Here is a 23,553-nt window from a genome sequence, read left to right as displayed (position 1 = left end):
TGAGATACCTATCAACCACTGTGCTCAAGAAGCACGACACCCGATGCTGAGGAAGCACCTATGAGCCGTACCGCGCGCATTGAGCGAGCCACGAGCGAGTCGAGCGTCGTCGTCGAGATCAACCTCGATGGCACGGGCCAGACCGACATCTCCACCACCGTTCCCTTCTACGACCACATGCTCACCGCGCTGGGGCGCCACTCACTCATCGATCTGACGGTGCGCGCCACCGGTGACACCGAGATCGACGTGCACCACACCGTGGAGGACACCGCCATCTGCATCGGTGAGGCCCTGCGCGTCGCCCTGGGGGACAAGCGCGGCATCCGCCGTTTCGGCGAGGCCAGCGTTCCCCTGGATGAGGCTCTGGCTCATGCCGTCGTCGACATCTCCGGACGCCCCTACCTGGTGCACGAGGGGGAGTCGGAGGTCTTCGTCCACCACCTCATCGGGGGTCACTTCACCGGTTCCATGGTGCGCCACGTGCTGGAGGCCATCGCCTACCACGCCGGCATCTGCCTGCATGTGCGGGTCCTGTCCGGGCGCGACCCCCACCACATCGCCGAGGCCGAGTTCAAGGCCCTGGCCCGTGCCCTGCGCGCAGCCGTGGAGGATGATCCCCGTGTCGAGACCATCCCATCGACGAAGGGAAGCCTGTGATGGACCAGACCCCCCGACCCGACGAGAGCCGCGACGGCCACCAGGACCACCAGCGCGATCTGGACGCCGAGTTCGCCGCCCTCATGGGCGACGTGGACATCCCCGACGACCTCTCAGCCGAGGACCTGGGGGCTGTGCAGGAGGCCGGCAGTGAGCCGGGCCGGCAGACCCCGGTGGAGGACGGCTCCGTATCGACCGGCTCCGCGGGGGAGAGCGGACCGGCAGATGTCAGGCCCGACGACGTCCCCCACAACACCTACCGTCCCCTGAACGGGGGAGATGAGACAACGGAGGACTCCGACCGCTCCCGGCTCACCGATGCCCAGGAGGCGCAGATCGCCGCCGCGGCCGAATCCCTGAACTCCTACGTGCCCGATCAGTCCGAGGACCAGGCTCCTCGGGCGGTCAAGGTCGCCGTCGTCATGACTCCGCTGAACCGGGCCGACGGCCTGGCCGGAATGTGCTCCCTGCTGGACCTTGACTGCACCGTGGTGCCCTCCTCCAGCGGGGCCTTCGCGGTCAAGCAGTTCGTCTCCGCCCACTCGGACTGGGACGTGGCCGAGCTGCTCGGCGGCTCCGACTCCGAGCCGGCCGAGGCCGCGGAGCTGGCCGCCCAGCTCTCCCGCCTGTCCCGGGCCGGCGCCGTCCTCATGACCGCTGACCTGGCCACCGACGTCGGTATCGAGTCCGGCCTGTCCGGGACGATCACCGCCCGCCACTTCACCAACGGCCAGCCCGGCGAGGAGGCCTCGGCGGGGCTCCTGCTGGCCTCCATGGACCAGGTCGTCGAGGACGTCCTCCTGGGAGTCATCGACGCCGACGACGTCCCCGGAGCGGTGAAGTCCTCCGAGATCCAGGCGCCCCGGGCGATGCGCTGGTTCGGACGCGGCCTGCGCCGTCCCCCGCAGTGACCACACCGACACGCGCCGCCCGCCGCCGACCAGGGGCGGGCGGCTCCTAGCCGGCGTAGGAGCTCGTCCGCTGCCCGTCCTTGTCGGAGGCGATGCAGGAGAAGCCCCGCTTCCCGGCGTTCCAGCCGGCCTCCCCCGGTCCCAGTACCGATGTGCTCGGATCGGCGGCCCCGTACTGCTGGGCGGCCTGCGCGGTACAGGTGGCCTGCACGTTGGGATCGGCCGCCAGGTCGTCATCACTGGAACCCGAGGTGCTTTCCGCCAGGGTCCCCACCTGGTAGACCTCCCAGGAGTGGGGCTCGTTGCAGCTGACCTTTCTGGCCGTGGTCTGGCCCGAGATCGAGGTGGTGCCCGCCAGGCAGGTACCCACCGGGTGCGGTGGGGTCGAGGCGTTGTCCTGACCCGACGATGAGGGCTGGGACACGGCTCCTGACGGGCCGGTGGCACTGGCCGCAGGAGCCAGACGGGCACCCGCCACCCATCCTGCGCCCAGACCGACGACCAGGCCGGCGACCGCGCCGACCGCTGCGGAGCGCAGAGTGATCCGCCGACGTTCTCGGCCGGAGAGTCGCAGCGACTGACTCCGCTGTGCTGACACGGGCGCGTTCAGCAGCGCCTTGTCGGAGTGCTCCAGCCCGCCTGAGACGATGGAGGGCGCCGAGGTGGCGGACCCCGAGGAGCCGGTCGGGCGGACCGGGAAGACTGAGTCCGATGCCGCCCACTGCGATGCACTGCTGGGAGCGTAGGAGCCGGGTGAGCCCGCCTCTTCACTGCGCGGAGGCGGTGCCAGCCCGGCCTCAACCAGCCGCAACGAGGTCACCGGCCCGCGGACGGCCAGGTTTCCCGTCCCCAGAGCCTCACGGATCTGCCCCAGGGCCTCCGTGAGCTCCGTGCCGTTGCGGTAGCGGTGCGTAGGATCCGGAGCCATCGCCTTGCTCAGGATCGGCAGCAGGACCTCGGGGACGTTCGGGTCGGTGAGGTTGAGGGGGTCGTCGAGGGAACGGACGATCTCCGGCAGGCTGCGCTGCACGCCGTCGGGACCACGCCGGGGGCCTCGGCCCGTCAGCAGGGCGAAGAGCACCGCGCCCATGGACCACACGTCCCCCTCGGGGCCGGGGCTGGCCAGCATGAAGGCCTCCGGCGCGGCGAAGTCGGGGGTGAGGCACTCCAGGGTCACGGTGGGGTCCTGACCCTCGCGCTGGACAGCGGCGATACCGAAGTCCGACAGCCGGGGAGAGCCGTAGGAGTCCAGAAGGATGTTGGCGGGCTTGACGTCCCGGTGCATGACGCCGGCCGCATGGGCGGCCCCCAGGGCCGAGGCAGCGGCCTCCACGAGGGCCACGGCGTCGGAGGCGGGGGTCGGCCCGCGCGAGACGAGGTCATAGAGGCTGCCGCCCGCGCACAGCTCCATGACCAGGTAGGGGCGCAGATCGGGCAGCTTGCCGGTGTCGACCAGCGAGACCACGTGAGGATGCCCCGAGATTCTCGAGGCCGCCTGCACCTCACGCATGAACCGCCGCTCATTGCGAGGATCATCCAAGGGGCGGGAGTCCACCTTGACGGCGACCGGACGCTCCAGGGAGTCCTGCACCCCGGCATAGACCGTGGCGAAGCCACCGCGCCCCAGCACCGAGGTGATCCGCACCCCGGGAATGGAGAACGGCGCAGCGCTGCGCGCCCCGCTGGAGCCGCCCGAACCTGTTCCGGCCGCGGCGGGGGAGTGGGGCGAGGACGCCTGCGAATGCGGTGGGGACGGGGGTGCCGGCCAAGACGGCGCAGAGGCCTGGCCGGAGGGGAACTGCATGCTCACGGATGAATACTCGCCCATCTTGGGTGATTCGTGAAAGGAAGCCGACGACCCGGATTCGGGATCGCACATGTGCCCCGGCCGTCTCACTGTCCCCGCGCGAGGCCACGATCAGCGCGACGTGCCCGGAACCGCTGCTCCAAGGTTGTTGCGGCGGCGCTGCCGGTGCCGGTTCTGTGCACGTCACAGGGCGTTTCAGAGTGTGGAGGATACTCAGAACGATCTACCGGGACGGTAGGGTGTGTCACATGCAAGCGCCGCGCGTCACCCTCCTGTCCTACGGATCCGGCAATGTCCGCTCAGCGATGCGTGCTCTGGAACGCGTCGGAGCGCAGGTGACCTTCTCCTGCGAACCGGACGATGTCACCGAGGCCGATGGGCTCGTGGTCCCCGGGGTGGGTGCCTTCGGCGCGGTCATGAGGCAGCTGCGGAAGGTTGACGCCCCCCGTCTCATTGAGCGGCGCCTGGCCGGTGGGCGGCCGGTCCTGGGAATCTGCGTGGGCATGCAGGTCATGTTCGAGCGCTCCGACGAGCACGGGACCGCGGAGGAGGGGCTGGGGCAGTGGCCCGGCACTGTGTCGCACTTGAGAGCCGACGTCGTTCCGCACATGGGGTGGAGTCTGGTCCGCCCTCCCTCGGGCTCCGTCCTGTTCGACGGCATCGCCGAGGAGCGCTTCTACTTCGTCCACTCCTATGCGGCCACCCAGGACCCCGCCGAGCTGCTCGGCCCCGGTCCCACCCGCCTGCCGCAGGTCACGTGGGCCACTCACGGCCACGACTTCATCGCCGCCGTCGAGAACGGCTCCCTGAGCGCCACGCAGTTCCACCCCGAGAAGTCCGGTGACGCAGGGGCCCAGCTGCTGCGCAACTGGTTGACGACCCTCTGAGCCCCACCCGAGCCATCCCACGACCACTGCAGGAGAAACACATGCTCACTCTACTTCCCGCCGTCGACGTCGCCGATGGCAAGGCCGTCCGTCTCCTTCAGGGAGAGGTCGGCTCAGAGACGGACTACGGCAGCCCCGTCGACGCCGCCCGGGACTGGGTGCGCGCCGGGGCCGAATGGATCCACCTGGTGGACCTCGACGCCGCCTTCGGGCGCGGCTCCAACCATGAGCTGCTCGCGCGCATCGTCGGCGAGGTCGGCATCAAGGTGGAGCTGTCCGGGGGCATCCGTGATGACGCCTCACTGGCCCGGGCCCTGGCAGCCGGCGCCGCCCGGGTCAACCTGGGCACGGCGGCGCTGGAGGACCCTGAGTGGACCGAACGGGTCATCGCCGAGCACGGGGAGAAGATCGCGGTCGGCCTCGACGTGCGCGGCTCCACCCTGGCGGCCCGCGGCTGGACCAAGGAGGGCGGAGACCTGTGGGAGACCCTCGAGCGTCTCAACGCCGCAGGATGCGCGCGCTACGTCGTCACTGACGTCACGCGCGACGGCACGCTGAGCGGCCCCAACACGGAGCTCCTCACCGAGGTCTGCCAGCGCAGCCCCGCCCCGGTGGTCGCCTCCGGAGGTATCGCCCACCTCGACGACCTGGTCGCGCTGCGTCGTCTGGTGCCGCTGGGACTGGAGGGCGCGATCGTCGGCAAGGCGCTCTACAACGGCAACTTCACCCTCCAGGAGGCCCTGGCCGTGGCCGGAGACGAGGACAAGAGACAGCCCTCAAAGGCTCGTTCCTGACTACTCCGGGCCTCTGGCGCCCCGGTTCCCGCATCGCCGGCATGCTCACCGGCGTCAGGGACAGGGGGACGTCAAAGGCGCTACCGTGAGGGCCGTGAGCCAGTCAGCTAAGAATCATCAAGCAGTTCCCGCACCAGCGCCTGCGCCGGTCGGCGACTCGACGGCCGAGCCCCCGCAGGACCCCCAGGTGGCGGCGGCCGTGGCCGCACGGGCCAAGCTGGAGCGTCTTCTGGCTGCACCGGCCCCCTTCGCCGACGACGACGGCTCCATCAGTCCAGAGGTGCGCAAGGCGCTGGAGGCCGTGGACCTGTCGCGTCATCAGTACCTCGATGAGCTGTGGGCGGCCCTCGTCGGCGGCCGGCTGATCGTTCCCGTGGCCGCTCACGCCCTTCCCGGACGCCTGAAGGGGAGCCTGGCGCAGTCCGCGGGCCTGCCGCATGGCCCGTCGGGCGATGGTGCGCAGCAGGTTCCGGCTCATGAGGTACACACTGCTGACGCCTGTCAGGATGCGGCGACCCTGGCGGTGAACCTGCCCGACGGGCACATCGCCCTACCGGTGTTCACCAGCGCCGAGGCCATGAACCAGTGGCGCAGTGACGTGCGCCCCGTGCCCGTCTCGCCCCAGCGGGCGGCCCAGGTCGCCTGCCTGTCCACCGACCAGCTGTGGGTGCTCGACCCCGGGAGCCGGGACCTGCGTCTGCCGCGGCCCGCCGTCGTGGCACTGGCCGGGGGAGAGGCGTGGGTGCCCTCATGGCGCAATGAGCCGGTTCAGGCCGAGGTGCGCGCCCAGCTCCAGGAGGTCGACGGAGTCACCGGTGTGGCCTTCGGACCCGGTGAGAGCGCCGAGCTGCGGGTCTTCATCCGCATCGACGCCGCAGGCGGTCGCGCCGGCGTGGCCCGCAGCCTGGAGGGCTGCCAGCACGTCATGGTCAACCCAGCCTGGGGCGACCTCATCGACACCGTGGAGCTGTGCCCGCTTCCCGCCTGATCCGAGCGGCTCGAACCCGATTTCAGGAGCGGCCCAGGATGAGGGCCTCCCACTGCTCGACCTGTCCGTAGTGGTCCTCCAGCGGCCCGGCCACCTGGTCGAAGCGCGCAACGACATCGCGCAGAGCCTGGCGGTCCTGGGGACGTTCGTCTCTCTGAGCGATCCTGGCGCAGGCCTCAGCGATCCCACGGATCTGGGCGAGATCCCGGGTCGAGACCATCACCCGACCGGGGCCCGGGTCCCTCGTGGTGCTCCAGTCGGTCCCTGCCTCACGGGAGAGGGCGGAATCGTCGTCGGACGCGCCATTCGGGTCCGTGGTCCTCACGCTGTTCCAATCCATGACTGCGGAGCGTAAGGCATCCGATTCGACCAGGCCACCGAAAATAACGTGTGTTGGAATAGTACCGATGAGCACGAAGTCGACCGCCTCAGTCCCATCTCGTCCAGACTCGGCGTCAACACCCGGTTTCCGGCATGATGTCAATGGCGGTACCCAGCCCCCGGCGGGGAGTCGTGAGCCGCTGGTGAGCGCCCGCGACCTCAGTGTCGGATACGGTGACCAGCCGGTCTGCGCCCCGGCGACCTTCGACCTGCTTCCCGGCCAGGTGCTGGCCCTTGTCGGGGTCAACGGGGCCGGCAAGTCGACGATCCTGCGTACCTGCTGCGGGCTACTGCGCCCGTTGTCGGGGCAGGTTCACGTACTCGGACACCTTCCGGATCCCCGTTCAGGCGCCCAGCGCACCGCCCTCGCCACGGATCTGGGGCAGGAGTCCTTCTTCCCCACCCTGACCGTCGCCGAGCACCTGCGGATGGTCTGCTTCGGGCACGGCGTCGTCGAGGCCGATGAGCGGGTCAGTGACCTGCTGGAGGACCTGGAGCTGCGACGACTCGCGGGACACCTGCCCGAGGAGCTCTCCTCGGGGCAACGGCGCCGACTGGCACTGGCGTCAGTCCTGGTCCGGCCCCGCAGGCTGCTGGTCCTCGACGAGCCCGAGCAGCGCCTGGACCGGGTGACCCGTCTGCTCCTGGCCGACATGCTCGTTGAGGAGCGTGAGGCCGGCGGGGGAGTGCTCATGGTCTCCCACGACCCGGAGATCGTGGAGGAGGCGGCCACCGACGTGCTTCTCGTTGGACGCGACACCCGGATGCTCAGTGTGGACGACGGCGTGCGCGCCATTGAGGAGGGGCTGCGGTGACGCCGCTGGGTGACCGGACGGCGCCGGTTCTCTCCACCGGGCTGGAAACGATGACCTTTCCCGATGGGGCCGCGTTGCGCAGGTGGGTGCGGCGCCGTACTCGGCGGCACCTCCACGGTGTCTGGGCGCTCGTGGGGGACGTCTACTCCGTACTCCTGACACTCATCGTCGTCGTGACGATCCTGGCCCCGTATTTGCGCCGGATGGTTGTGACCCCGCCTGGTTCAGCGGTCGGGGCCGGTGCGCTCGGCGACTTCGCCACGGTGGGCCTCGACCCCGGGTGGGGGTTCCTGGCGCTGATCGTGCTGCTGGCGGCGGTCGGTGTCGGTTCACTCGGCCGGCTCGGCCCACTTTTCCTGCGCCCCCACGAGGCGGCCTGGTGGCTGCCCATGCCCGGGGGCCGGGGCAGTCTCCTGGTGCCGGTGGCCCGCGTCGAGTACCTCATTGCGGCCACCGTGGGAGCCACGGCGGGCGTGCTCCCGGCGGTGGCGGCCGGAGGCGGCTGGCTCGCCGCCATCGCGTGGCCTGCCCTGATGTCGGCCGGGACTTGCCTGGTCCTCACCGAACTCATCAAGGCCCAGATTCTTGACCGCGATGTCGAGCCGCTGCGGCGTCGTCTCATCGCGGCGGGGGCCGCAGCATGCCTGGCGGGTGTGGTGCTGCCCTTCCCGCGCTCCCTGCTCGGCAACACGGCGGTCGCCCTGCTGGCCGGCGTGCTGGCCTTCCTGGCTGTGCTGGGATGGCGGCGAGCCAGAGGCAACCTGGGACAGGTGCATGATGCTGCCCTCCTGGCCGTCGTCGCGCGGTCCTTCGGCGCGCACGTCTCGCTGCTGTCTTTGGACACCAGGGCCCTGGGGCGGCTGCTCTCCCCGGATCCCACCCGGCCCGCAGTTCCTTCACCGCTGCGGGCGGCGCGGATCGGGAGTCGACTGCCCCGACCTCTGGGGGTGCTGATAGCAGTGGCTCAGGCGGACTGGATCCTGCTGCGCCGCCAGCGCCGGCGCCTGCTTCAGATGGGGGTCGGGCTGGCCATTGCGATGTTGCCGCTCCTGTCCGGGGCGGTCGGCGCCCCGCTGCGCGCCGTCGCCTATCTCATCGGAGGCTGGATCGCGACCCTGGCCGTTGCTGAGCCGGCGCGTCAGGCCTGGTTCGATGGCGGTCCTGACGCCTCCTGGCCGGTGGCGCCGTGGGTGGTGCGAGTAGGCCACCTGCTCGTGCCGGCCGTCCTCATGAGCGCCTGGTCCCTGCTGAGCCTGGCTCCGGCCATGGCGGCCCTTGGGGCTGCGGCCGCCTGGAAGGGGCTGGCCATCGTGGTCGCCCTGGCCCTGGTGAGCGGCTGGGCCTGGGCAGGGGTGGCGCTGCGCTCCGGGTACCGGGAGATGCCCGACTTCGCCGCCGGACTCATCGCCTCTCCCATGGGCTCCCTGCCGCCGGGAGTGTTGCAGATGCTGACTCAAGGGCCCGACGCCGTCGTCGTCGGAGCACTGACCGTCGTGCTCGTCGCCAGTGGAATCGCGGTGCCGACGACGACGCTTCTCGGGATCCAGGCCGTAGCCGGTGCCATCGTCGTCATATGGGGAGTCCGCACGAACCGCTGGGCCTCCTGACGACCTGCCTCGCCTCGACGCACGCCTCATACGTGGGAGGACTCACGTCAATAGGGGCGAGGGGACGGTGGGAGAGCGAGTCCGTGTCCTGGTAGTATCCCTCACTGACCACCCGGGGTTCGCCCCGGTGCGCAAGCGGAGCGATCCCACCTGGGTTCCTTTCGGGAATCGGGTTCATGCGAGGGCGACCAGCCCTTCGCGGTCCATGCTCGGCCACGGCCGTGCGGTGATCGCGCTCATCACGAGGCCTCCGACCTGCGCGGCAGGAACGGGGGCCTCTCCTCGTTCCGCAACCATCCGTGACTCAGAGTGAGGAACCGACATCAGCGAGCCCCGTATCAACGAACGGATCCGCGTTCCCGAAGTGCGTCTCGTCGGCCCCAGCGGCGAGCAGGTCGGCGTTGTCCGCGTGGAGGACGCCCTGCGTCTGGCTGAGGAGGCCGATCTCGACCTGGTCGAGGTGGCACCCGACGCCCGCCCTCCGGTGTGCAAGCTCATGGACTACGGCAAGTTCAAGTACGAGTCGGCCATGAAGGCGCGCGACGCGCGACGCAACCAGGCAAACACCCAGCTCAAGGAGATCCAGTTCCGCCCCAAGATCGATGAGCACGACTACGCCACCAAGCGCGGCCACGTCGAGCGATTCCTCAAGGGCGGGGACAAGGTCAAGTGCATCGTCCGCTTCCGCGGCCGTGAGCAGTCCCGGCCCGAGCTCGGTATCAGGCTCCTGCAGGGCCTGGCCGAGGAGATGGCCGAGCTGGGCACCATCGAGTCCCACCCCCGTCAGGACGGCCGCAACATGGTCATGGTCCTGGCCCCGGTCCGCAAGAAGGCCGAGGTCAAGTCCGACCAGCGCCGCCGCCGCGAGGAGGCCCGCGCCGCCCGCCGTGCCGAGAAGCACGCGGGCCGGGCACCCAAGGGCGCCAAGGCCTCGGACGGAGAGTCTGCCGGCGAGAACGCCTGAGAGCGCCCGAGGGTGCACTCGACACTCACCTGACACCACCGACCCACCCCCTCGCCACCGTGAGCGGGGTCCGCAGTCCCGGCGACCACTGGTCTCCCAGGGACCGAGAAGAGGAAATTACCCATGCCGAAGAACAAGACGCACTCCGGTGCCAAGAAGCGCTTCCGGGTCACCGGCAGCGGCAAGCTCATGCGCGAGCAGGCCAACAAGCGCCACCTGCTGGAGGTCAAGTCCTCCCGCCGCAAGCGCAAGCTGTCCCAGGACCAGCCGGTCGCCCCGGCCGACGTCCGCCAGGTCAAGAAGCTGCTCGGTCGCTGACCGCCCAACCCACCAAGGAGTCTCACCATGGCACGTGTGAAGCGGGCTGTTAACGCCCAGAAGAAGCGTCGTTCCGTTCTCGAGAAGGCCTCGGGCTACCGCGGCCAGCGCTCGCGCCTCTACCGCAAGGCCAAGGAGCAGGTCACCCACTCCGGCGTCTACGCGTTCCGCGACCGTCGCGCCCGCAAGGGCGACTTCCGTCGCCTGTGGATCCAGCGCATCAACGCTGCCGCCCGCGCCGAGGGCCTGACCTACAACCGCTTCATCCAGGGGCTTGGCCTGGCCGGCGTGGAGATCGACCGTCGCATGCTCGCCGAGCTGGCCGTCAACGAGCCCGCGGGCTTCAAGGCCCTCGTCGAGGTGGCCCGTAAGGCCCTCCCCGAGGACGTCAACGCCCCCAAGGCCTGAGTCACCAGTGCAGCCGGGCGCCAGCCCCGCTGACACAACATCGTCGAATCCTCGCCACACACCCTGAACCGGTTGGTGGCGAGGATTCGGCGCTCTGGGAGGCCGCTCGCGTAGGCTGACGGCATGAGCCCTACCGCCTCCGCCGTCCCCGATGAGTTCCTCGACGACTCTGCCGAGCGTCCTCAGGCCCGCGGGCCGCGGCGGCGTACCGTCAGCGAGGGGCCGGCCGCCGGCCGCGAGGTGCTGAGCAATCCCGCCTCGGCCCGCATCTCCCGGGTGGCGGGCCTGTCCCGCCGCAACGCGCGGGCCAAGCACCGTCGCTTCCTCGTCGAAGGCCCCCAGGGTGTGCGCGAGGCCGTCCGGCACGCCCCCGGCCGCGTGCTCGATGTCTACCTCACCGAAGCGGCCCTCGAGCGCCACAGCGAGATCTGGGACGAGGCCGTCGCGGCCGGGCTCTACGTGCACGTCACCACCCAGCAGGTCATGGACGCCATGAGCCCCGACGCCCAGGGCCTCCTCGCCGTCGTGGCCACCGAGGAGGTCACCGGCTCCGAGGCGCTGGCCGCCGCCCTGGAGGGGGCCAGGCTCGTCGCCGTCCTCACCCAGGCCCAGGACCCCGGGAACGCCGGCACCATCATCCGGGCCGCCGACGCTGCCGGAGCCGACGCCGTCGTCCTCGTGCGCGGCAGCGTGGACCCCACCGCACCGAAGGTCGTGCGCTCCACCGCTGGAAGCCTCTTCCACCTGCCCGTGGTCACCGGCGTGGCCCTCGACGACGCCGTCACCGCACTCCACAACGCCGGACTCACCGTCCTGGCCGCCGACGGACGCGGGGACTTCGACCTCTTCGAGGCCGAGTCCCTCTTGGAGGCCCCCAGCGCCTGGCTGCTCGGCAATGAGGCCCACGGACTGCCCCCAGAGGCGCTGAGCCGAGCCGACGCCGTCGTCTCCATCCCCATCTACGGCAAGGCGGAGTCTCTCAATGTCGCCGCGGCCGCGGCCGTCTGCCTCTACGCCAGCGCCAGGGCACAGGCCCAGAACTCTGGCCGCAGCTGACTCACAGAAGCTCGCAGATCGCCTCAGCGGCCCGGCCCGGTCCGTCCAGTCCCTCCATGAGCCCGGCCATCCGCCGGGCGCGTGAACGCATGCCGTCGTCGGCCAGGGCCTGGCGCACCAGCTCCGCCCAGTCGATCCTGCGAGCCTCCCGCTGCGACACGAGCCTGGCCGAGCCGAAGGCCACACAACGCTGCACGTTGAAACGCTGCTCGAGCTGCAACGGAATCCCGATGAAGGGCCACCCCTGGACGCAGCTGGTCTGCACCGTTCCCTCCCCGCCGTGAGTGATGGCCAGGTCGACGGCGTCGCCCAGCTGGTGGGCCGGAAGCCAGTCAGTGACGTGGACATTGCGTGGAAGAGTCTCCAGGTCCTCTTGGCGAAGGTGGGAACGCACCGGAGCCAGCACCTGGCAGTCCGCCCGGCCCAGGCCTGCCAGCACATGAAGGACGAGGTCACGGTTCCCCGATGAGCCCATGGCGAAGTACACCAGGGGCTGGGGGCCGGCGGCCAGGTCGGCCAGGAACTCGGGGAGCTCCCCGGGCAGCTGGGCGTAGACCGGCCCCACCACCCGGTGCCCCTGAGGCATCCTCAGCCACCCGGGAAGCAGGTGCGGGGCAGTGGCGATGAGATTGAGATCGGCAGTGAGCCCGGCGAGCACTCCCCGGGGCAGTGAGACGCCATTGGCCCTGGCCACAGAATGGAAGGAACGAGGCAGGGGGAGCCGCGTCCCGAGCGCATGGAGCGCGTGAGCGGCCACGTTGTCGACCAGGCACTCCTCCGGGGAGGTACGGGGCAGGAAGCCGGTGGCCCCGGCGGCGCGCGCTGCTTCCAGATGCGCCAGGGAGTAGGCGAAGGGCCGTACGAAAACCAGCGGTACGCACTCCGCCCGCGCAGAAATAAACTGGCTGGGAGTTACGCCGATGACAACGGCGTCCGGACGCAAGGAACGCAGCAGGACGCGCTCACTCGTCACCCGCTGGGCGAGCATCTTCTCCGTGAACGGGTGACGCAGGCTGCGGCCCTGGTCGAAGTCCAGCGCCAGCCTTCCCTCCTCCTCACTGAGGTAGGGGGTCAGCAGACGGAACTCGAAGCCCGCGGCCCTGATGTACTCAGTGTTACGTGGCGAGAAACCGGCGAAGACGCACTCAACGTGCGAAGGCATCCGGTGGGCCACCTCGATCGCACGGGTCACCTCGGCGAAGTTGAATGTCTCCGGAGCGAAGAGGACACGCGACGTCCTGCGGCGTACAGCCACCACATCTCCAGTGGTGCCTTGAGGCATGATCGGCTCTCCTTCTGAGAGCGAGGGGTGCCATAGTGCGGGTGAGCCCTCATCGTTGTTCTATTGTACGTCTTGTACAACCGGGGGAGAGGGTAGCACGTTCGCGCCTACGTGAACGCCTTTTTTACGACAGGTTCGAAATACTGGAAGAAAGTGGGAGCGGCACCGGGGGAGGTCTGAGTCTCGATGCGGCTCGGTTCGCCCTCAGTGCTCGCCCTCAGCGGTTGCTCACCGGCTCGTGGGCGGTGACCGGTGTCGCGGCCGGCTCGGAGGTGTGCTCGGCGCCCTGGCTGACCTGGGACACCAGGCTCCGCAGTGTCTGGGCGGACATGTTCGTGATGGTCTCCTGGCTGATCTCGGGGTGATCCAGCCAGGCCAGGCAAAGGGAGATCATGGTGCTGATCCACACCTGGGCGGCGAACATGGCGCGCGCGTCAGGCTCGGGGATGCCCATGAGCATGAGGACGAGGCGTTCGTAACGCTCGAAGCTGGTGGCCAGCGCGGCCGCGATCTCAGGGTCCTGGTCCAGACCTCCGGTGTGAAGCGCTCGAAGGCTGTCTGGCCTGGCCTTCACGTAGCCCGCGAACGTGGAGATCGCCCCTTCCAGGGTCAGTGCCGTCTGCTGCTCGACCAGGCCGTGAAGGTGAAGGATCTCGTACTCCACGATGGCTCGGGCGAAGGCCATCTTGGAGGGGAAGTAGTGATAGAAGAGCGTGCGTGAGACACCGGCCCGCTTGATGATCTCGTTGACGTGAGTGCGGTCGAGCGTCCCCTCCGCGAACAGCTCGACGCCGACTCTCACCAGCTCCTCCCGACGCTGCTCGGGCTGGAGTCGGCGGCGCGGATCGGTGGTATTCGCGGGGCTCATGCAGATGAGACTACGACCGCGTGGTCCGCGTACGCGGTTAGGCGCTCTGTATGGCGTGTGAGCATCGTCCCAGGTTCGGGGGAGTTGTGAGACGATTGACGCTCCGGTTGGAGACGGTGCTACTCTTCCTGACGAGAGGTTGGAACTCTCTGATATGTGTAGGCCGACACAAGCCAAGGAGGAATGCAGTGCGCATGCGGATGTGTTGCTGTTGCTGTCGATGAGACAGATGACGCTCCCATACCCATGTTGAGACGAGGTACTCGTGACCGCATCCGCACCCTCTCCTGACCAGACCGCCGCAGACCGGGACGATGACGTCCTGGTCCGGATCAGCAACGTCACCAAGTACTACGGCCGTTTCAAGGCTCTCGACGACGTCTCCCTCGACATCCACCGTGGTGAGGTTGTCGCCGTCATCGGCGCCTCCGGATCGGGCAAGTCGACCCTGTGCCGTACCGTCAACCGCCTCGAGCCGATCCAGGAAGGGCAGATCGAGATCGACGGAATCCCGCTGCCTCAGGAGGGCCGGGCCCTGGCCCAGCTGCGCGCCGAGGTGGGAATGGTCTTCCAGTCCTTCAACCTCTTCCCGCACCGCACGGTCCTGGACAACATCACCCTGGCGCCCATCAAGGTGCGCGGCATCCCCCGGGGGCGGGCTGAGGAACGTGCCCGTGAGCTGCTGGCCCGAGTCGGCCTGGAGGACCAGGCCGACAAGCGTCCCTCTCAGCTCTCCGGAGGTCAGCAGCAGCGCGTCGCCATCGCCCGAGCGCTGGCCATGGACCCCAAGCTCATGCTCTTCGATGAGCCCACCAGCGCCCTGGACCCGGAGATGATTAACGAGGTCCTCGACGTCATCAAGGACCTGGCGGCCTCGGGCATGACCATGCTCGTCGTCACCCACGAGATGGGCTTCGCCCGCTCGGTCGCCGACCAGGTCGTCTTCATGGACGGCGGCCAGATCGTTGAGTCCGGCCGGCCCGCCGAGTTCTTCTCCTCCCCGCGCACCGAGCGCGCCCGCGACTTCCTCTCCAAGGTGCTCAGCCACTGAGCCCCGAACCGCATCCTCTCCCGAGTGCGGCGACCACCGCAGGCCCAGCGCCTGGGACGGCCCCTCCCCGTCCGAACGAAAGGAACACCATGACCACCCTCTCCCGCCGCGGACTCCTGGCCACGACCGGCGCCCTCTCCCTGGCAGGCGTCCTTGCCGCCTGCGCTGACACGGGCGCCGACGGTAAGGCCGTCGCCTCGTCGTCGGCCTCCGATGCCGACTACGACAAGGCCATCAACTCCGGTCCGGTGGCCGCCGCCGACGTCGTGGCCGCCTCCCCCTGGGCCGCCTCCGTGAAGCAGGCGAAAAAGCTCGTCACCGGCGGGACCAAAACCTCCGAGGTCTTCTCCTGGGAGGACTCCAAGACGAAGAAGATCTCCGGCTTCGATGCGGCCATCGCCCAGGCGCTGGCCCGCTACATTATCGGCGGAGACGACGCCCGCTCCCTCCTCGAGGTCCAGCAGGTCACCTCCGAGACGCGCGAGACCGTCCTGACCAACGGCACGGTCAAGGCCGTCATCGCCACCTACACGATCACCCCGGAGCGGGCCAAGAAGATCGACTTCGCAGGCCCCTACTACGCCTCCAGCCAGGCCATCCTGGTCAAGGCCGATAACAAGGACATCACCGGCGTCGACACCCTCACCGGGGACGTCGCGGTCCAGTCCAACTCCTCGTCGGCCGCCGCCCTGAAGAAGTACGCCCCCAAGGCCACCGCCAAGCCCTTCGACACCCAGGCCAAGTGCGTCGCCGCCGTCGAGAGCGGGCAGGTCAATGCCTACGTCGTGGACCAGTCCCTGCTCAAGAGCGAGGTCCTGTCCAATGACAAGGTCAAGATCGTCGGTGAGACCTTCGCCGAGGACCCCTACGGCATCGGACTTCCCAAGGACTCCGGGGCACAGGCCTTCGTCAACACCTTCCTCAAGACGATCGAGGATGACGGCACCTGGAAGAGGATCTGGGAGGCGACGATCGGCAAGTCCCTCGGTGGCACCGCCCCTCAGCCCCCGTCCCTCGGCTCGGTGCCCGGGTCCTCGGCCGGCGGCGACGCGACCGCGCAGAGCTCCTGAACGACCTCACCGCCTGTCAGGCTCGCTGCGTCGTCGACTCGAGCGGACCCGCCGCAGGGCCGACGGCGCAGCAGCCGACAGCATTCCCGTCATGGTGACGACCCGCATCGTTCAAGGAGGCGACTGTGAGTGCCATTACCGACAATCTCCCCGCTATCGGTTGGGGGCTGCTGGTCACGCTGGTGATCTCCGTCCTGTCCTACCTGGGTGGGCTGCTCCTGGGGTCGCTTATGGCCATCTTTCGGGTCGGTCCCATCCCCCCGCTGCGTGCGCTGGGTGCGGCGTGGGTGACAGTGGCCTGCAATATCCCCAATCTGTGCCTCATGGTGCTTGTCGGGCTGGCGCTGCCTCATGTTGGTATCACCATCCCACTGTTCTGGTCGGTGATCGTGGCGCTGGTCTTCTCCTCATCGGGATTCGTGTGTGAGACGGTCCGCAGCGGGATCAACTCGGTGCCCAAGGGGCAGATCGAGGCCGCCCGTGCACTGGGCATGCCCTTCGGGCTCATCATTCGCGGCATCGTCCTGCCCCAGGCTCTGGCCCGCACGATCCAGCCACTGGTCAACATCTTCATCGCCTGCCTCATCGGCTCCTCGCTCGCCGCGGCGATCGGCGTCGTCGAGCTGACGGCCGTGACGCAGAGAATCAACCAGGAACGAGCCGCGGGAGTCATCACCTTCCTCACCTCCGGCCTTACCTACCTGGCCATCGCCTTCGCCGCCACGAAGGTCGGCGGGCTCCTTGAGAGGCGCCTCGAGTTCATGGGAAGGGGGCGAGCATGAGCTCAGACATCATGCCGATGACAGAGCCTCGTTCACGCCGTCAGCGGAGTCAGGGCTCTGGGGCGACGGATGCGGCACTGCTCTTCGATGAGCCCGGGCCGCGGGGGCGCATCCTGATCGCCATCGGATCAGTCGTCGCCGTCATTGGAATCGCGGCGCTGGCGGCCGCGGTCCTCTACCGGCTGGACCTCGCGGGACAGCTCGACTATCCCAAGTGGCGCTACTTCCTGGGGCAGTCGGTGGTCAGCCAGCTCCTGGAGGCGGCCGGGACCACGTTGACCCTGGGGGGTGTTGCCGCGGTGCTCACCTTCCCTCTGGGAATCGCCTTGGGCTGGCTCCGCTTGCTGGACAACCGCCCCATCAAGTGGCTGGTAGGCCTGTGGATCGATGCCATGCGGGCGGTGCCGATGCTGCTGCTCGTCTACTTCTTCCTCTTGGTGGTTCCCCGCTTCGCCACGATCTCGGACTTCTGGAAGCTGGCACTACCCATCGTCATGTGCACCTCAGCGACGACGGCGGAGGTCTTCCGCTCCGGTGTCCGGGCGCTGGACCGTGGCCAGACGGAGGCCGCTTGGGCACTGGGGATGAGTCCATCGCTCACGATGCGCCTCATCCTGGCGCCGCAGGCCCTGCGCCTCATGCTCCCAACCCTTATCACGCAGATGGTGACCATCATTAAGGGGACGACGCTGGCATACGTGCTCGCCTACCCCGAGCTCATGTATCGCGGTTCCACCATGATCGGCCAGGCGAAGATCGATGCCCATTTGTCGGTCTTCTTCCAGACCTACGTCATCATCGCCGTGCTCTACATCATCGTGAACTGGTCCCTGGGGGCACTGGCCCGCTACATCGAGTCGCGTACCCGCTGAGGTGTGCGTCACCGGGAAGAGATCGCAGCGACGCAGTGAAGCTGCAGTGCTGAACTCGGTGGAGGATCTTCGGCGCTGTTGTTGCACAGTTTCCGGTGCGTGATCGTCTGCACGGATATCACCCCGTAGCAGCTGTAGCGCTGCACTGCGTCGTCAGGCGGGCAGGTCGCGGCGGGTGTAGGCGACCAGGCCGATCATGATGTCGGTGAGGTCCAGCCAGAACTTGGGTGGATCACGGCTCCGACCTTGCGTCGAGGTCGGTGAGTGGACCTGGGCTACGCCTCTTCTTGACCTGTTGCCATGGCGGCGTGAAGGAGGGAAGGCAGGAACCTATCCAAGGCTTGTTGATCGTCTGGGGTGAGGTGTGTGCGCAGGTCGGCGTCGAGTCTGCTGGCGACGTCGGTGGCAGCCTTCAATAGTCTGCGCCCTTCGTCGGTGATCTCGATGGTCTGCACTCGACGATCGCTCCGACTGCGTGTCCTGCGCACGGCGCCGGCGCTGGTGAGCTGGTCGACCAGTGTGACCACCAGGCTTGGGGCGACATGAAGTTGCGTGGCGATCTCGCGTTGAGAGGTCGCCACTCCGGCGTCGACGACGGCAAGCAGCCCCACTTGCTTGTGGGACAGGCCGATGCGCTCGATATGTCTCGAGAAGGACTGGGTGATCTGGCTGCCCGTGACGCCGAGCTGGAAGCATGTTGAGGACAGGATTGCGTGGCCATCTTCTCTCGACATGAGGATAACGGTACAGTACAGAATGATTCAGTTGTGAATGATAGAGAGGGTGGTCCTCATGCCGTGGTGGCTTGCGTTGCTGAACTCGGCGCTGGGAATCGTCTGTGCAGGGTTCGGTGTCGGTGCGGTGATCCGTCCGCAGGCACTTGCGCCGTCTGGCTATGGCGGGCGAGAGGGGCGTTTCTATCCGGCCATGTACGCGGCTCGAGGCATCCCGTTCGGATTGCTGGTCGCTGTTGTTGTCTGGCTGGATCCTGCCCGGCCGCTGACCTTGTTTGTCCTGGTCGCAGCGGCGGTCGCCCAGTTAGGAGACGCCGCTATCGGTGTCGTGCACCGCGTGCCGGGAATGGTTGTGTTCCCTCTTGTCGTGGCCCTTCTTCACCTGGGTGCTGCTGCCTGTGTGCTCTGAGAGCAAGGCGAGATGACGAGGTGAGAGAGGGCGGGCTCGTCGTCAGGCGGGCAGGTTGCGTCGGGTGTAGGCGACCAGCCCGATCATGATGCCGATGAGGCCAACCAGGGCCTGGACGGATAAGGGCTTCCAGTCCGGGGTTCCGACGACGTCGAGATGGTGGCCGAGCACGCTGAGATCCTTGGCCCAGTCCTTGAGCTCGACGAGTCCGCCGAAGAACTGGGCGAAAGCGCTCCAGGTGACGGCCGCCCAGGACAGGCCGGCCAGATTTGGCGCCAGACCCACCAGGGCCGTCGCGATCCCGATGGCTGCCACCATGCCGGGCAGCTGGCTCACGGTGAACATGAAGGATCGCGCCACGGCGTGGTCGTCGGTGAGCTGAGTCGCCGTCGTCGCCGCCAGAACCGTCGCCGAGACCAGCAGCAGGACGATTGACTCGATCAGTGCGCACAGAACCTGGGAGAGGAGCACTCGGCCACGACTCACCCCGACGGCCAGCTCGACCTCCACCAGTCCCGCGCGCTCCAGGCCCGCCAACCCGTTCACCCGTCGCACTGCCGCCACGGCCACAAGCAGCGTCGTGACCACCGTCATGAGGGACATGAACTGCTCCACCGGGGACCCCACGGCCATCTTGCCGACCCAGGAAGCTGTCGGAGAACCGGGGGCCAGCAGATCCTTGATGCTGCCGGACACCGAGCCGTACAGGAGTGCCAGAGCCGTCGAGGCCAGGGCCCAGCCGACGAGGCTCCGCCATGACAGGCGCCCGAGCAGATCCATGTGCCCCCGCACCCGCCACCGGCGCCGAGACGAGCTGCGGTCGGGCAGGTAGCCGTCCAGGTACTCACGGCGCGCGGCGAGCACTGCGGCGCTGAGCATCACAGCGATGGCGATGGCGCAGCAAGCCAGGAGCACCGCGAACCGGTCATCGGTGTAAGGGCGCACGAGGTCGCGCCACCCCAGGGGAGTCAGCCACCGGAGCCAGTCCGAGTCGGTGCCGTCGGAGATCTGGTCGGCGCTCACCCGCATCGCGAAGGCGAGTGCGAGCACCAGCATGGACAAGCCCCTGGCCTGGCCCACCTGACGACCCAGCTGGCAGGCCACTGCCGCGATAGCCGAGAACGCCCAGCCCGTCACGCAGATCGTCCCGGCCAGTGCCCAGGCCCCGCTCACCGTCAGCTCCTCGATGCTCCCGGTCTGCCAGGTCAGAAGGCCACCAACCCCCGCAGACAGGGCGCCGACCACCACCCACACCAGGGCCACCGGTACGAGAAAAGGAACCGACCTGCCCGCGCCCGTGGCGCGCAGAACCTCGACGAACCCCTCATCCTCATCGGCCCGCAGGACCCGGCAGGTCAGCAGAATCGCCATGAGTGCGGTGCACACGAGCAGGAAGGTCCCCGTCTCCCACTGCAGGAGCTGACCGAGCCGGCCGGGCAATGGGACATAGCCGTAGAGGAGGCGCGTTCCCGGAGACTTGCGCATCTGCTCGATGAGCACCGTCCGGGTCGCCAATGAGGGGTAGACGCTCTCGTAGCTCGGCGCGGTGACACCGACCAACAGCCACAGGGGCGCCAGCCAGGCCACGATCTGAATCCGGAATCGTCTGAGCAGAATCCACAGGTAGGCGTCCCAGCCGGCCAGGGTGCCGTGCGCGCCGGAGCTGATGTTCGGTGCCGTCTTGCCTGCTGCTGTGCTCAATGCGGCGCTCATCATGCCTCCTCGTAGTGACGCAGGAAGAGATCCTCCAGGCTGGCTGGCTCGCAGGTGACGTCCTGGATCCGATGCTCACCGGCAAGGCTCAGCACCGTCGGCACCTGCTCCGCCGCCACCTCAAGGCTCAGGCGGCCACCGTCCTCGACGACGTCGAGCCCCAGGGCCTCCACCGCCTGCCTGACGGTGCCGAGCTTGTCGCTTGCGGCCCCCAGCTCGATGCGGGTGCGCGACAACCGCCGCAGGGTCCCGAGGTCGCCCTGCTCGACGACCCGGCCGTCCTTGATGATCGTCACCGCACTGCACAGGTGTTGGACCTCGGCCAGGATGTGACTGGAGAGCAGAACCGTGCGGCCCTCGGCAGCGGCTCTGGCAACCTCCTCGGTGAAGACCCGCTCCATGAGCGGATCCAGGCCGCTGGTGGGCTCATCGAGCACCAGCAGGCTCGTGGGCGCGGCCAGGGCGGCCACCAGCGCCACCTTCTGCCGGTTCCCCTTGGAATAGGTCCGTACCCGTTTGCTCGGATCCAAGTCGAAGCGCTCAATGAGCTCGGCCTCCAGCTCGGCGTCGCGAGAGCCGCGCAGCCCGGCCAGGGCGTCGAGCACCTGGCCACCGGTCAGGGCCGGCCACAGCGCCACGTCACCGGGAACATAGGAGACCTGCCGGTTGATGAGCGCGGCCTGCCGCCACGGCTCGCTGCCCAGCACGCTCACGCTTCCACCATCGGGCCGGTAGAGCCCCAGCAGGACGCGGATCGTGGTGGATTTCCCCGCCCCGTTGGGGCCGAGGAAGCCGTGGACGCTGCCCGCCTCCACCGTCAGGTTCAGGCCGTCGAGCGCCCTGAAGCGCCCGAAGCGCTTGACCAAGCCGCACACACGCACCGGCGGCTCGCCGCCGGCGCCCAGGTCGCGGACGGCGGCCGGAGCGGAGTCCGTGGTGGGCTCATCCGTACCCGAGCGGGACATCGCTGCTGACATACTCGTTGCCTTCTGCGCCCTGGCGCTCTTGACTCTCACAGCACTGGCTCCTCTCCCGCCGAGCGGCGGATCGTTGCGGCGAAGTCCGGATCGGTGAGCATGAGCTCGATGAGCTCAGCCACGAAGGCCTGCTGAGCAGGATGGGGGTAGCTGGAAGTGGTCAGCACATGGGTCAGTCGCCACATGGCGCGCCCCAGAGCGCCCGAGGGAAGGTCGTTCAGGACGGCCAGGGCGTGCTCCTTGTGGCGGCACGCCAGCCTCCAGCTGTTCTGTGCGAGCCGGTGCGCCTCAGCGCGCCCCTCGGCCTCGCTGAGCGTGGCCAGACGGGCGAAGTCCGCGACCTGCTGGGCGGACAGCTCGCGATCAGCCTCATCGAGCACCTCGATGAAGGGGATTGCACTGTCGGGCACCATGCCCAGAGAGGCGAGCACCACCATCATCTGGCGCTCAGCCCGCAGGCCGCGCACATTGCCGCCCAGCCGGGTGATCCGGGCCTCGATGTCGTCATAGAAACGGGTCAGGGCGCTGGGAGCGGGGGACAGGCCCTCACCGCGCTCCACCCGGGCGATGAGCTCATCGACCCGGGAGGCCTGCTCGGCCAGGCTGCGCTGATGCGCCTCGATCGTGCCCCGCGTGGCCCGCAGATCGCGCAGCACCGCCTCACGACGGGAGTCCTGATCGGTGCCGATCGTGTCCGAGGCGAGCATCTCCGCCACCTGGGTCAGCGACAGCCCGCCGTCGGCCAACCACCGGATACGCAACAGGCGCGCCACGTGCTCGACGCCGTACTCGCGTCGCCCGCGCACCGTGGGCGGAATCTCCAACAGGCCCAGGTGGTGGTAGTAGCGCACCGCCCTCGGCGTGGTTCCGGCGATCCGGGCAAGCTCCTTGACGTGCATGAATCCATGACAGCAGGTGACGTCACGTCACCGTCAAGTCCCACGTAGCGGCAACCTCGTCGAAGCCCAGAACCAACCCATGCCCAACCCACGACCGAGTTGGGCAGCGGTCACCGCGCCACCCCGGTGACGGGACGATTCACACCCACGCGACGGCGCGGACTACCCTTAAGGGCGGACAACTCCGGAGACACCTGGTGGAAGGCACCGCATATGACTGACGCTCCCGGCGCGCTCTCGCCCCTGGACGAGGACGGCATCAACGCCGCCGTCGAGGAGGCCCTGGCGGCCTTCGCCGCAGCCGGCACCCTCGCCGAGCTCAAGGAGGCCCGCCTAGCCCACACCGGCGACGCCTCGCCCCTGACCCTGGCCAACCGGCTCATCGGCACCCTGGACAAGGCGGACAAGCCCACCGCCGGCAAGCTCCTGGGCGGCGCTCGCGGGCGCATCGCCAAGGCTCTGACCGCCAGGCAGGAGACCCTCGAGGCCGCCGCCGAGGAGGAGATGCTGCGCACTGAGGCGGTCGACGTCACCATCCCCACCTCGCGCACGCAGGCCGGTGCCCGTCACCCCCTCGACGTCCTCATCGACGAGGTCTGCGACTTCTTCACCTCCATGGGCTGGTCCATCGCCGAGGGTCCGGAGGTCGAGCACGAGTGGTTCGACTTCGACGCCCTCAACTTCGACGCCGACCACCCCGCCCGCCAGATGCAGGACACCTTCTACATCGACGGTGCCAGCGTCGGGGCGGCCGAGGGGCAGGCTGCCAACCTCGTGCTGCGCACCCACACCTCCCCGGTCCAGGCCCGCGTCATGCTCGAGCAGCAGCCCCCGCTCTACGTGGCCTGCCCCGGCAAGGTCTTCCGCTCCGACGAGCTCGACGCCACCCACACCCCCGTCTTCCACCAGGTCGAGGGCCTGGCCGTGGACAAGGGCCTGACAATGGCGCACCTCAAGGGCGTCCTGGACCACTTCGCCAAGGCCATGTTCGGCCCCGAGGCACGCACCCGCCTGCGCCCCTCCTTCTTCCCCTTCACCGAGCCCAGCGCCGAGATGGACCTGTGGTTCCCCCAGAAGAAGGGCGGCGCAGGCTGGATCGAGTGGGGAGGCTGCGGCATGGTCAACCCCAACGTGCTCACCGCCTGCGGCATCGACCCCGAGGTCTACACGGGCTTCGCCTTCGGCATGGGCCTGGAGCGCACCCTCATGCTGCGCCACGGAATCGCCGACATGCATGACATCGTCGAGGGCGACATCCGCTTCTCCCAGCAGTTCGGCACCACCGGAAAGGGAAACTGAC

25 protein-coding genes are annotated in these 23,553 nt (G+C 68.6%); 17 read left to right on the top strand and 8 right to left on the bottom strand.

Features of this window, described 5'->3' with window-relative positions:
• Positions 1–60 precede the first annotated feature (60 nt).
• Positions 61–660: an imidazoleglycerol-phosphate dehydratase HisB gene (hisB, locus tag HMPREF9058_RS06505; protein ID WP_009747399.1), complete on the top strand. Its 600-nt coding sequence runs from the start codon at positions 61–63 to the stop codon at positions 658–660.
• On the top strand, positions 660–1,571 hold the full coding sequence (locus HMPREF9058_RS06500; RefSeq protein ID WP_175284676.1) for a hypothetical protein: 912 nt from the start codon (positions 660–662) through the stop codon (positions 1,569–1,571). The genes hisB and HMPREF9058_RS06500 overlap by 1 nt, the downstream gene beginning before the upstream one ends.
• A 46-nt stretch (positions 1,572–1,617) precedes the next feature.
• Here HMPREF9058_RS06500 and HMPREF9058_RS06495 read toward each other — a convergent pair whose 3' ends face one another.
• Entirely contained in the window at positions 1,618–3,201 is a 1,584-nt protein-coding gene (locus HMPREF9058_RS06495) for a serine/threonine-protein kinase (RefSeq protein WP_043537677.1), read from the bottom strand.
• A 425-nt stretch (positions 3,202–3,626) separates the two neighbouring features.
• Here HMPREF9058_RS06495 and hisH point away from each other — a divergent pair, with 425 nt between their 5' ends.
• The 3 genes from hisH (at position 3,627) to HMPREF9058_RS06475 (ending at position 6,047) form a co-directional block, all read left to right on the top strand.
• Positions 3,627–4,265, top strand: a complete 639-nt coding sequence (hisH, locus tag HMPREF9058_RS06485) for an imidazole glycerol phosphate synthase subunit HisH (protein WP_009406271.1) — start codon at positions 3,627–3,629, stop codon at positions 4,263–4,265.
• Positions 4,266–4,306: 41 nt separating this feature from the next.
• Entirely contained in the window at positions 4,307–5,059 is a 753-nt protein-coding gene (priA, locus tag HMPREF9058_RS06480) for a bifunctional 1-(5-phosphoribosyl)-5-((5-phosphoribosylamino)methylideneamino)imidazole-4-carboxamide isomerase/phosphoribosylanthranilate isomerase PriA (protein ID WP_009406038.1), read from the top strand.
• Between the two features lie 85 nt (positions 5,060–5,144).
• Complete coding sequence (locus tag HMPREF9058_RS06475; RefSeq protein WP_009747523.1) at positions 5,145–6,047, top strand: SseB family protein; 903 nt, start codon at positions 5,145–5,147, stop codon at positions 6,045–6,047.
• A 22-nt stretch (positions 6,048–6,069) separates the two neighbouring features.
• Here HMPREF9058_RS06475 and HMPREF9058_RS06470 read toward each other — a convergent pair whose 3' ends face one another.
• Positions 6,070–6,372, bottom strand: coding sequence for a hypothetical protein (locus HMPREF9058_RS06470; protein WP_254654073.1), 303 nt, complete (start codon positions 6,370–6,372; stop codon positions 6,070–6,072).
• Between the two features lie 199 nt (positions 6,373–6,571).
• Here HMPREF9058_RS06470 and HMPREF9058_RS06465 point away from each other — a divergent pair, with 199 nt between their 5' ends.
• From HMPREF9058_RS06465 to HMPREF9058_RS06440, 6 genes are all read left to right on the top strand, one after another.
• A complete protein-coding gene (locus HMPREF9058_RS06465; RefSeq protein WP_043537674.1) occupies positions 6,572–7,243 on the top strand; it encodes an ABC transporter ATP-binding protein in 672 nt (223 codons plus the stop codon).
• On the top strand, positions 7,240–8,850 hold the full coding sequence (locus tag HMPREF9058_RS06460) for a DUF6297 family protein (RefSeq protein ID WP_009406335.1): 1,611 nt from the start codon (positions 7,240–7,242) through the stop codon (positions 8,848–8,850). Before HMPREF9058_RS06465 ends, HMPREF9058_RS06460 begins: the two co-directional genes overlap by 4 nt.
• A gap of 322 nt (positions 8,851–9,172) precedes the next feature.
• Complete coding sequence (infC, locus tag HMPREF9058_RS06455) at positions 9,173–9,814, top strand: translation initiation factor IF-3 (RefSeq protein ID WP_075378297.1); 642 nt, start codon at positions 9,173–9,175, stop codon at positions 9,812–9,814.
• 123 nt (positions 9,815–9,937) lie between these two features.
• On the top strand, positions 9,938–10,132 hold the full coding sequence (gene rpmI, locus HMPREF9058_RS06450; protein ID WP_003780493.1) for a 50S ribosomal protein L35: 195 nt from the start codon (positions 9,938–9,940) through the stop codon (positions 10,130–10,132).
• A gap of 27 nt (positions 10,133–10,159) precedes the next feature.
• Positions 10,160–10,540 (top strand): 50S ribosomal protein L20, encoded by a 381-nt coding sequence (rplT, locus tag HMPREF9058_RS06445; RefSeq protein ID WP_003786223.1) that lies wholly within the window; start codon positions 10,160–10,162, stop codon positions 10,538–10,540.
• Between the two features lie 123 nt (positions 10,541–10,663).
• A complete protein-coding gene (locus tag HMPREF9058_RS06440) occupies positions 10,664–11,596 on the top strand; it encodes an RNA methyltransferase (protein WP_009747342.1) in 933 nt (310 codons plus the stop codon).
• Between the two features lies 1 nt (position 11,597).
• On the opposite strand, the gene HMPREF9058_RS06435 is transcribed toward HMPREF9058_RS06440, so the two are convergent.
• Both HMPREF9058_RS06435 and HMPREF9058_RS06430 read right to left on the bottom strand, forming a co-directional pair.
• On the bottom strand, positions 11,598–12,878 hold the full coding sequence (locus HMPREF9058_RS06435) for a nucleotide disphospho-sugar-binding domain-containing protein (protein ID WP_009406076.1): 1,281 nt from the start codon (positions 12,876–12,878) through the stop codon (positions 11,598–11,600).
• A gap of 217 nt (positions 12,879–13,095) precedes the next feature.
• A complete protein-coding gene (locus HMPREF9058_RS06430) occupies positions 13,096–13,746 on the bottom strand; it encodes a TetR/AcrR family transcriptional regulator (RefSeq protein WP_009747587.1) in 651 nt (216 codons plus the stop codon).
• Positions 13,747–14,011: 265 nt separating this feature from the next.
• On the opposite strand from HMPREF9058_RS06430, the gene HMPREF9058_RS06425 reads away from it, so the two are divergent.
• The 4 genes from HMPREF9058_RS06425 (at position 14,012) to HMPREF9058_RS06410 (ending at position 17,521) form a co-directional block, all read left to right on the top strand.
• Positions 14,012–14,797: an amino acid ABC transporter ATP-binding protein gene (locus HMPREF9058_RS06425; RefSeq protein WP_009405826.1), complete on the top strand. Its 786-nt coding sequence runs from the start codon at positions 14,012–14,014 to the stop codon at positions 14,795–14,797.
• 89 nt (positions 14,798–14,886) lie between these two features.
• Positions 14,887–15,867, top strand: a complete 981-nt coding sequence (locus tag HMPREF9058_RS06420) for a glutamate ABC transporter substrate-binding protein (RefSeq protein ID WP_009747392.1) — start codon at positions 14,887–14,889, stop codon at positions 15,865–15,867.
• A gap of 125 nt (positions 15,868–15,992) precedes the next feature.
• Positions 15,993–16,649, top strand: a complete 657-nt coding sequence (locus HMPREF9058_RS06415; RefSeq protein WP_003786217.1) for an amino acid ABC transporter permease — start codon at positions 15,993–15,995, stop codon at positions 16,647–16,649.
• Positions 16,646–17,521, top strand: a complete 876-nt coding sequence (locus HMPREF9058_RS06410; protein WP_009747473.1) for an amino acid ABC transporter permease — start codon at positions 16,646–16,648, stop codon at positions 17,519–17,521. Before HMPREF9058_RS06415 ends, HMPREF9058_RS06410 begins: the two co-directional genes overlap by 4 nt.
• A gap of 275 nt (positions 17,522–17,796) precedes the next feature.
• Here HMPREF9058_RS06410 and HMPREF9058_RS06405 read toward each other — a convergent pair whose 3' ends face one another.
• The gene (locus HMPREF9058_RS06405; RefSeq protein ID WP_009747632.1) at positions 17,797–18,255 is read right to left on the bottom strand and encodes a MarR family winged helix-turn-helix transcriptional regulator; all 459 of its coding nucleotides are present in this window, start codon (positions 18,253–18,255) and stop codon (positions 17,797–17,799) included.
• Between the two features lie 49 nt (positions 18,256–18,304).
• Here HMPREF9058_RS06405 and HMPREF9058_RS06400 point away from each other — a divergent pair, with 49 nt between their 5' ends.
• Positions 18,305–18,664, top strand: a complete 360-nt coding sequence (locus HMPREF9058_RS06400) for a hypothetical protein (RefSeq protein ID WP_009405650.1) — start codon at positions 18,305–18,307, stop codon at positions 18,662–18,664.
• Positions 18,665–18,706: 42 nt separating this feature from the next.
• On the opposite strand, the gene HMPREF9058_RS06395 is transcribed toward HMPREF9058_RS06400, so the two are convergent.
• Genes HMPREF9058_RS06395 through HMPREF9058_RS06385 form a run of 3 tightly spaced genes read right to left on the bottom strand, consistent with a single transcriptional unit; the run spans position 18,707 to position 22,253 of the window.
• A complete protein-coding gene (locus HMPREF9058_RS06395; RefSeq protein WP_009406324.1) occupies positions 18,707–20,377 on the bottom strand; it encodes an ABC transporter permease in 1,671 nt (556 codons plus the stop codon).
• Entirely contained in the window at positions 20,377–21,393 is a 1,017-nt protein-coding gene (locus tag HMPREF9058_RS06390) for an ABC transporter ATP-binding protein (protein ID WP_009406461.1), read from the bottom strand. The genes HMPREF9058_RS06395 and HMPREF9058_RS06390 overlap by 1 nt, the downstream gene beginning before the upstream one ends.
• Entirely contained in the window at positions 21,390–22,253 is an 864-nt protein-coding gene (locus HMPREF9058_RS06385; RefSeq protein WP_009405552.1) for a MerR family transcriptional regulator, read from the bottom strand. Before HMPREF9058_RS06385 ends, HMPREF9058_RS06390 begins: the two co-directional genes overlap by 4 nt.
• Positions 22,254–22,466: 213 nt before the next feature.
• Between HMPREF9058_RS06385 and pheS the strand changes: the two genes are divergently transcribed.
• Complete coding sequence (gene pheS, locus HMPREF9058_RS06380; RefSeq protein ID WP_003786208.1) at positions 22,467–23,552, top strand: phenylalanine--tRNA ligase subunit alpha; 1,086 nt, start codon at positions 22,467–22,469, stop codon at positions 23,550–23,552.
• Position 23,553: the final 1 nt, after the last annotated feature.

The sequence above is a fragment of the Actinomyces sp. oral taxon 175 str. F0384 genome (assembly GCF_000223355.1).
Taxonomy (GTDB): domain Bacteria; phylum Actinomycetota; class Actinomycetes; order Actinomycetales; family Actinomycetaceae; genus Actinomyces; species Actinomyces oris.
The sequence above is the reverse complement of the archived record's forward strand: the minus strand, read 5'-3'. Positions and strand labels throughout refer to the sequence as shown.

Bases quoted from the DNA above. Each gene is read 5' to 3' on its own strand.
- HMPREF9058_RS06395 (WP_009406324.1), bottom strand. From the start codon at position 20,377: ATGAGCGCCGCATTGAGCACAGCAGCAGGCAAGACGGCACCGAACATC.
- HMPREF9058_RS06420 (WP_009747392.1), top strand. From the start codon at position 14,887: ATGACCACCCTCTCCCGCCGCGGACTCCTGGCCACGACCGGCGCCCTC.
- rplT (WP_003786223.1), top strand. From the start codon at position 10,160: ATGGCACGTGTGAAGCGGGCTGTTAACGCCCAGAAGAAGCGTCGTTCC.
- HMPREF9058_RS06385 (WP_009405552.1), bottom strand. From the start codon at position 22,253: ATGCACGTCAAGGAGCTTGCCCGGATCGCCGGAACCACGCCGAGGGCG.
- HMPREF9058_RS06410 (WP_009747473.1), top strand. From the start codon at position 16,646: ATGAGCTCAGACATCATGCCGATGACAGAGCCTCGTTCACGCCGTCAG.
- HMPREF9058_RS06500 (WP_175284676.1), top strand. From the start codon at position 660: ATGGACCAGACCCCCCGACCCGACGAGAGCCGCGACGGCCACCAGGAC.
- pheS (WP_003786208.1), top strand. From the start codon at position 22,467: ATGACTGACGCTCCCGGCGCGCTCTCGCCCCTGGACGAGGACGGCATC.
- hisH (WP_009406271.1), top strand. From the start codon at position 3,627: ATGCAAGCGCCGCGCGTCACCCTCCTGTCCTACGGATCCGGCAATGTC.
- priA (WP_009406038.1), top strand. From the start codon at position 4,307: ATGCTCACTCTACTTCCCGCCGTCGACGTCGCCGATGGCAAGGCCGTC.
- rpmI (WP_003780493.1), top strand. From the start codon at position 9,938: ATGCCGAAGAACAAGACGCACTCCGGTGCCAAGAAGCGCTTCCGGGTC.
- hisB (WP_009747399.1), top strand. From the start codon at position 61: ATGAGCCGTACCGCGCGCATTGAGCGAGCCACGAGCGAGTCGAGCGTC.
- HMPREF9058_RS06435 (WP_009406076.1), bottom strand. From the start codon at position 12,878: ATGCCTCAAGGCACCACTGGAGATGTGGTGGCTGTACGCCGCAGGACG.
- HMPREF9058_RS06430 (WP_009747587.1), bottom strand. From the start codon at position 13,746: ATGAGCCCCGCGAATACCACCGATCCGCGCCGCCGACTCCAGCCCGAG.
- HMPREF9058_RS06405 (WP_009747632.1), bottom strand. From the start codon at position 18,255: ATGTCGAGAGAAGATGGCCACGCAATCCTGTCCTCAACATGCTTCCAG.
- HMPREF9058_RS06440 (WP_009747342.1), top strand. From the start codon at position 10,664: ATGAGCCCTACCGCCTCCGCCGTCCCCGATGAGTTCCTCGACGACTCT.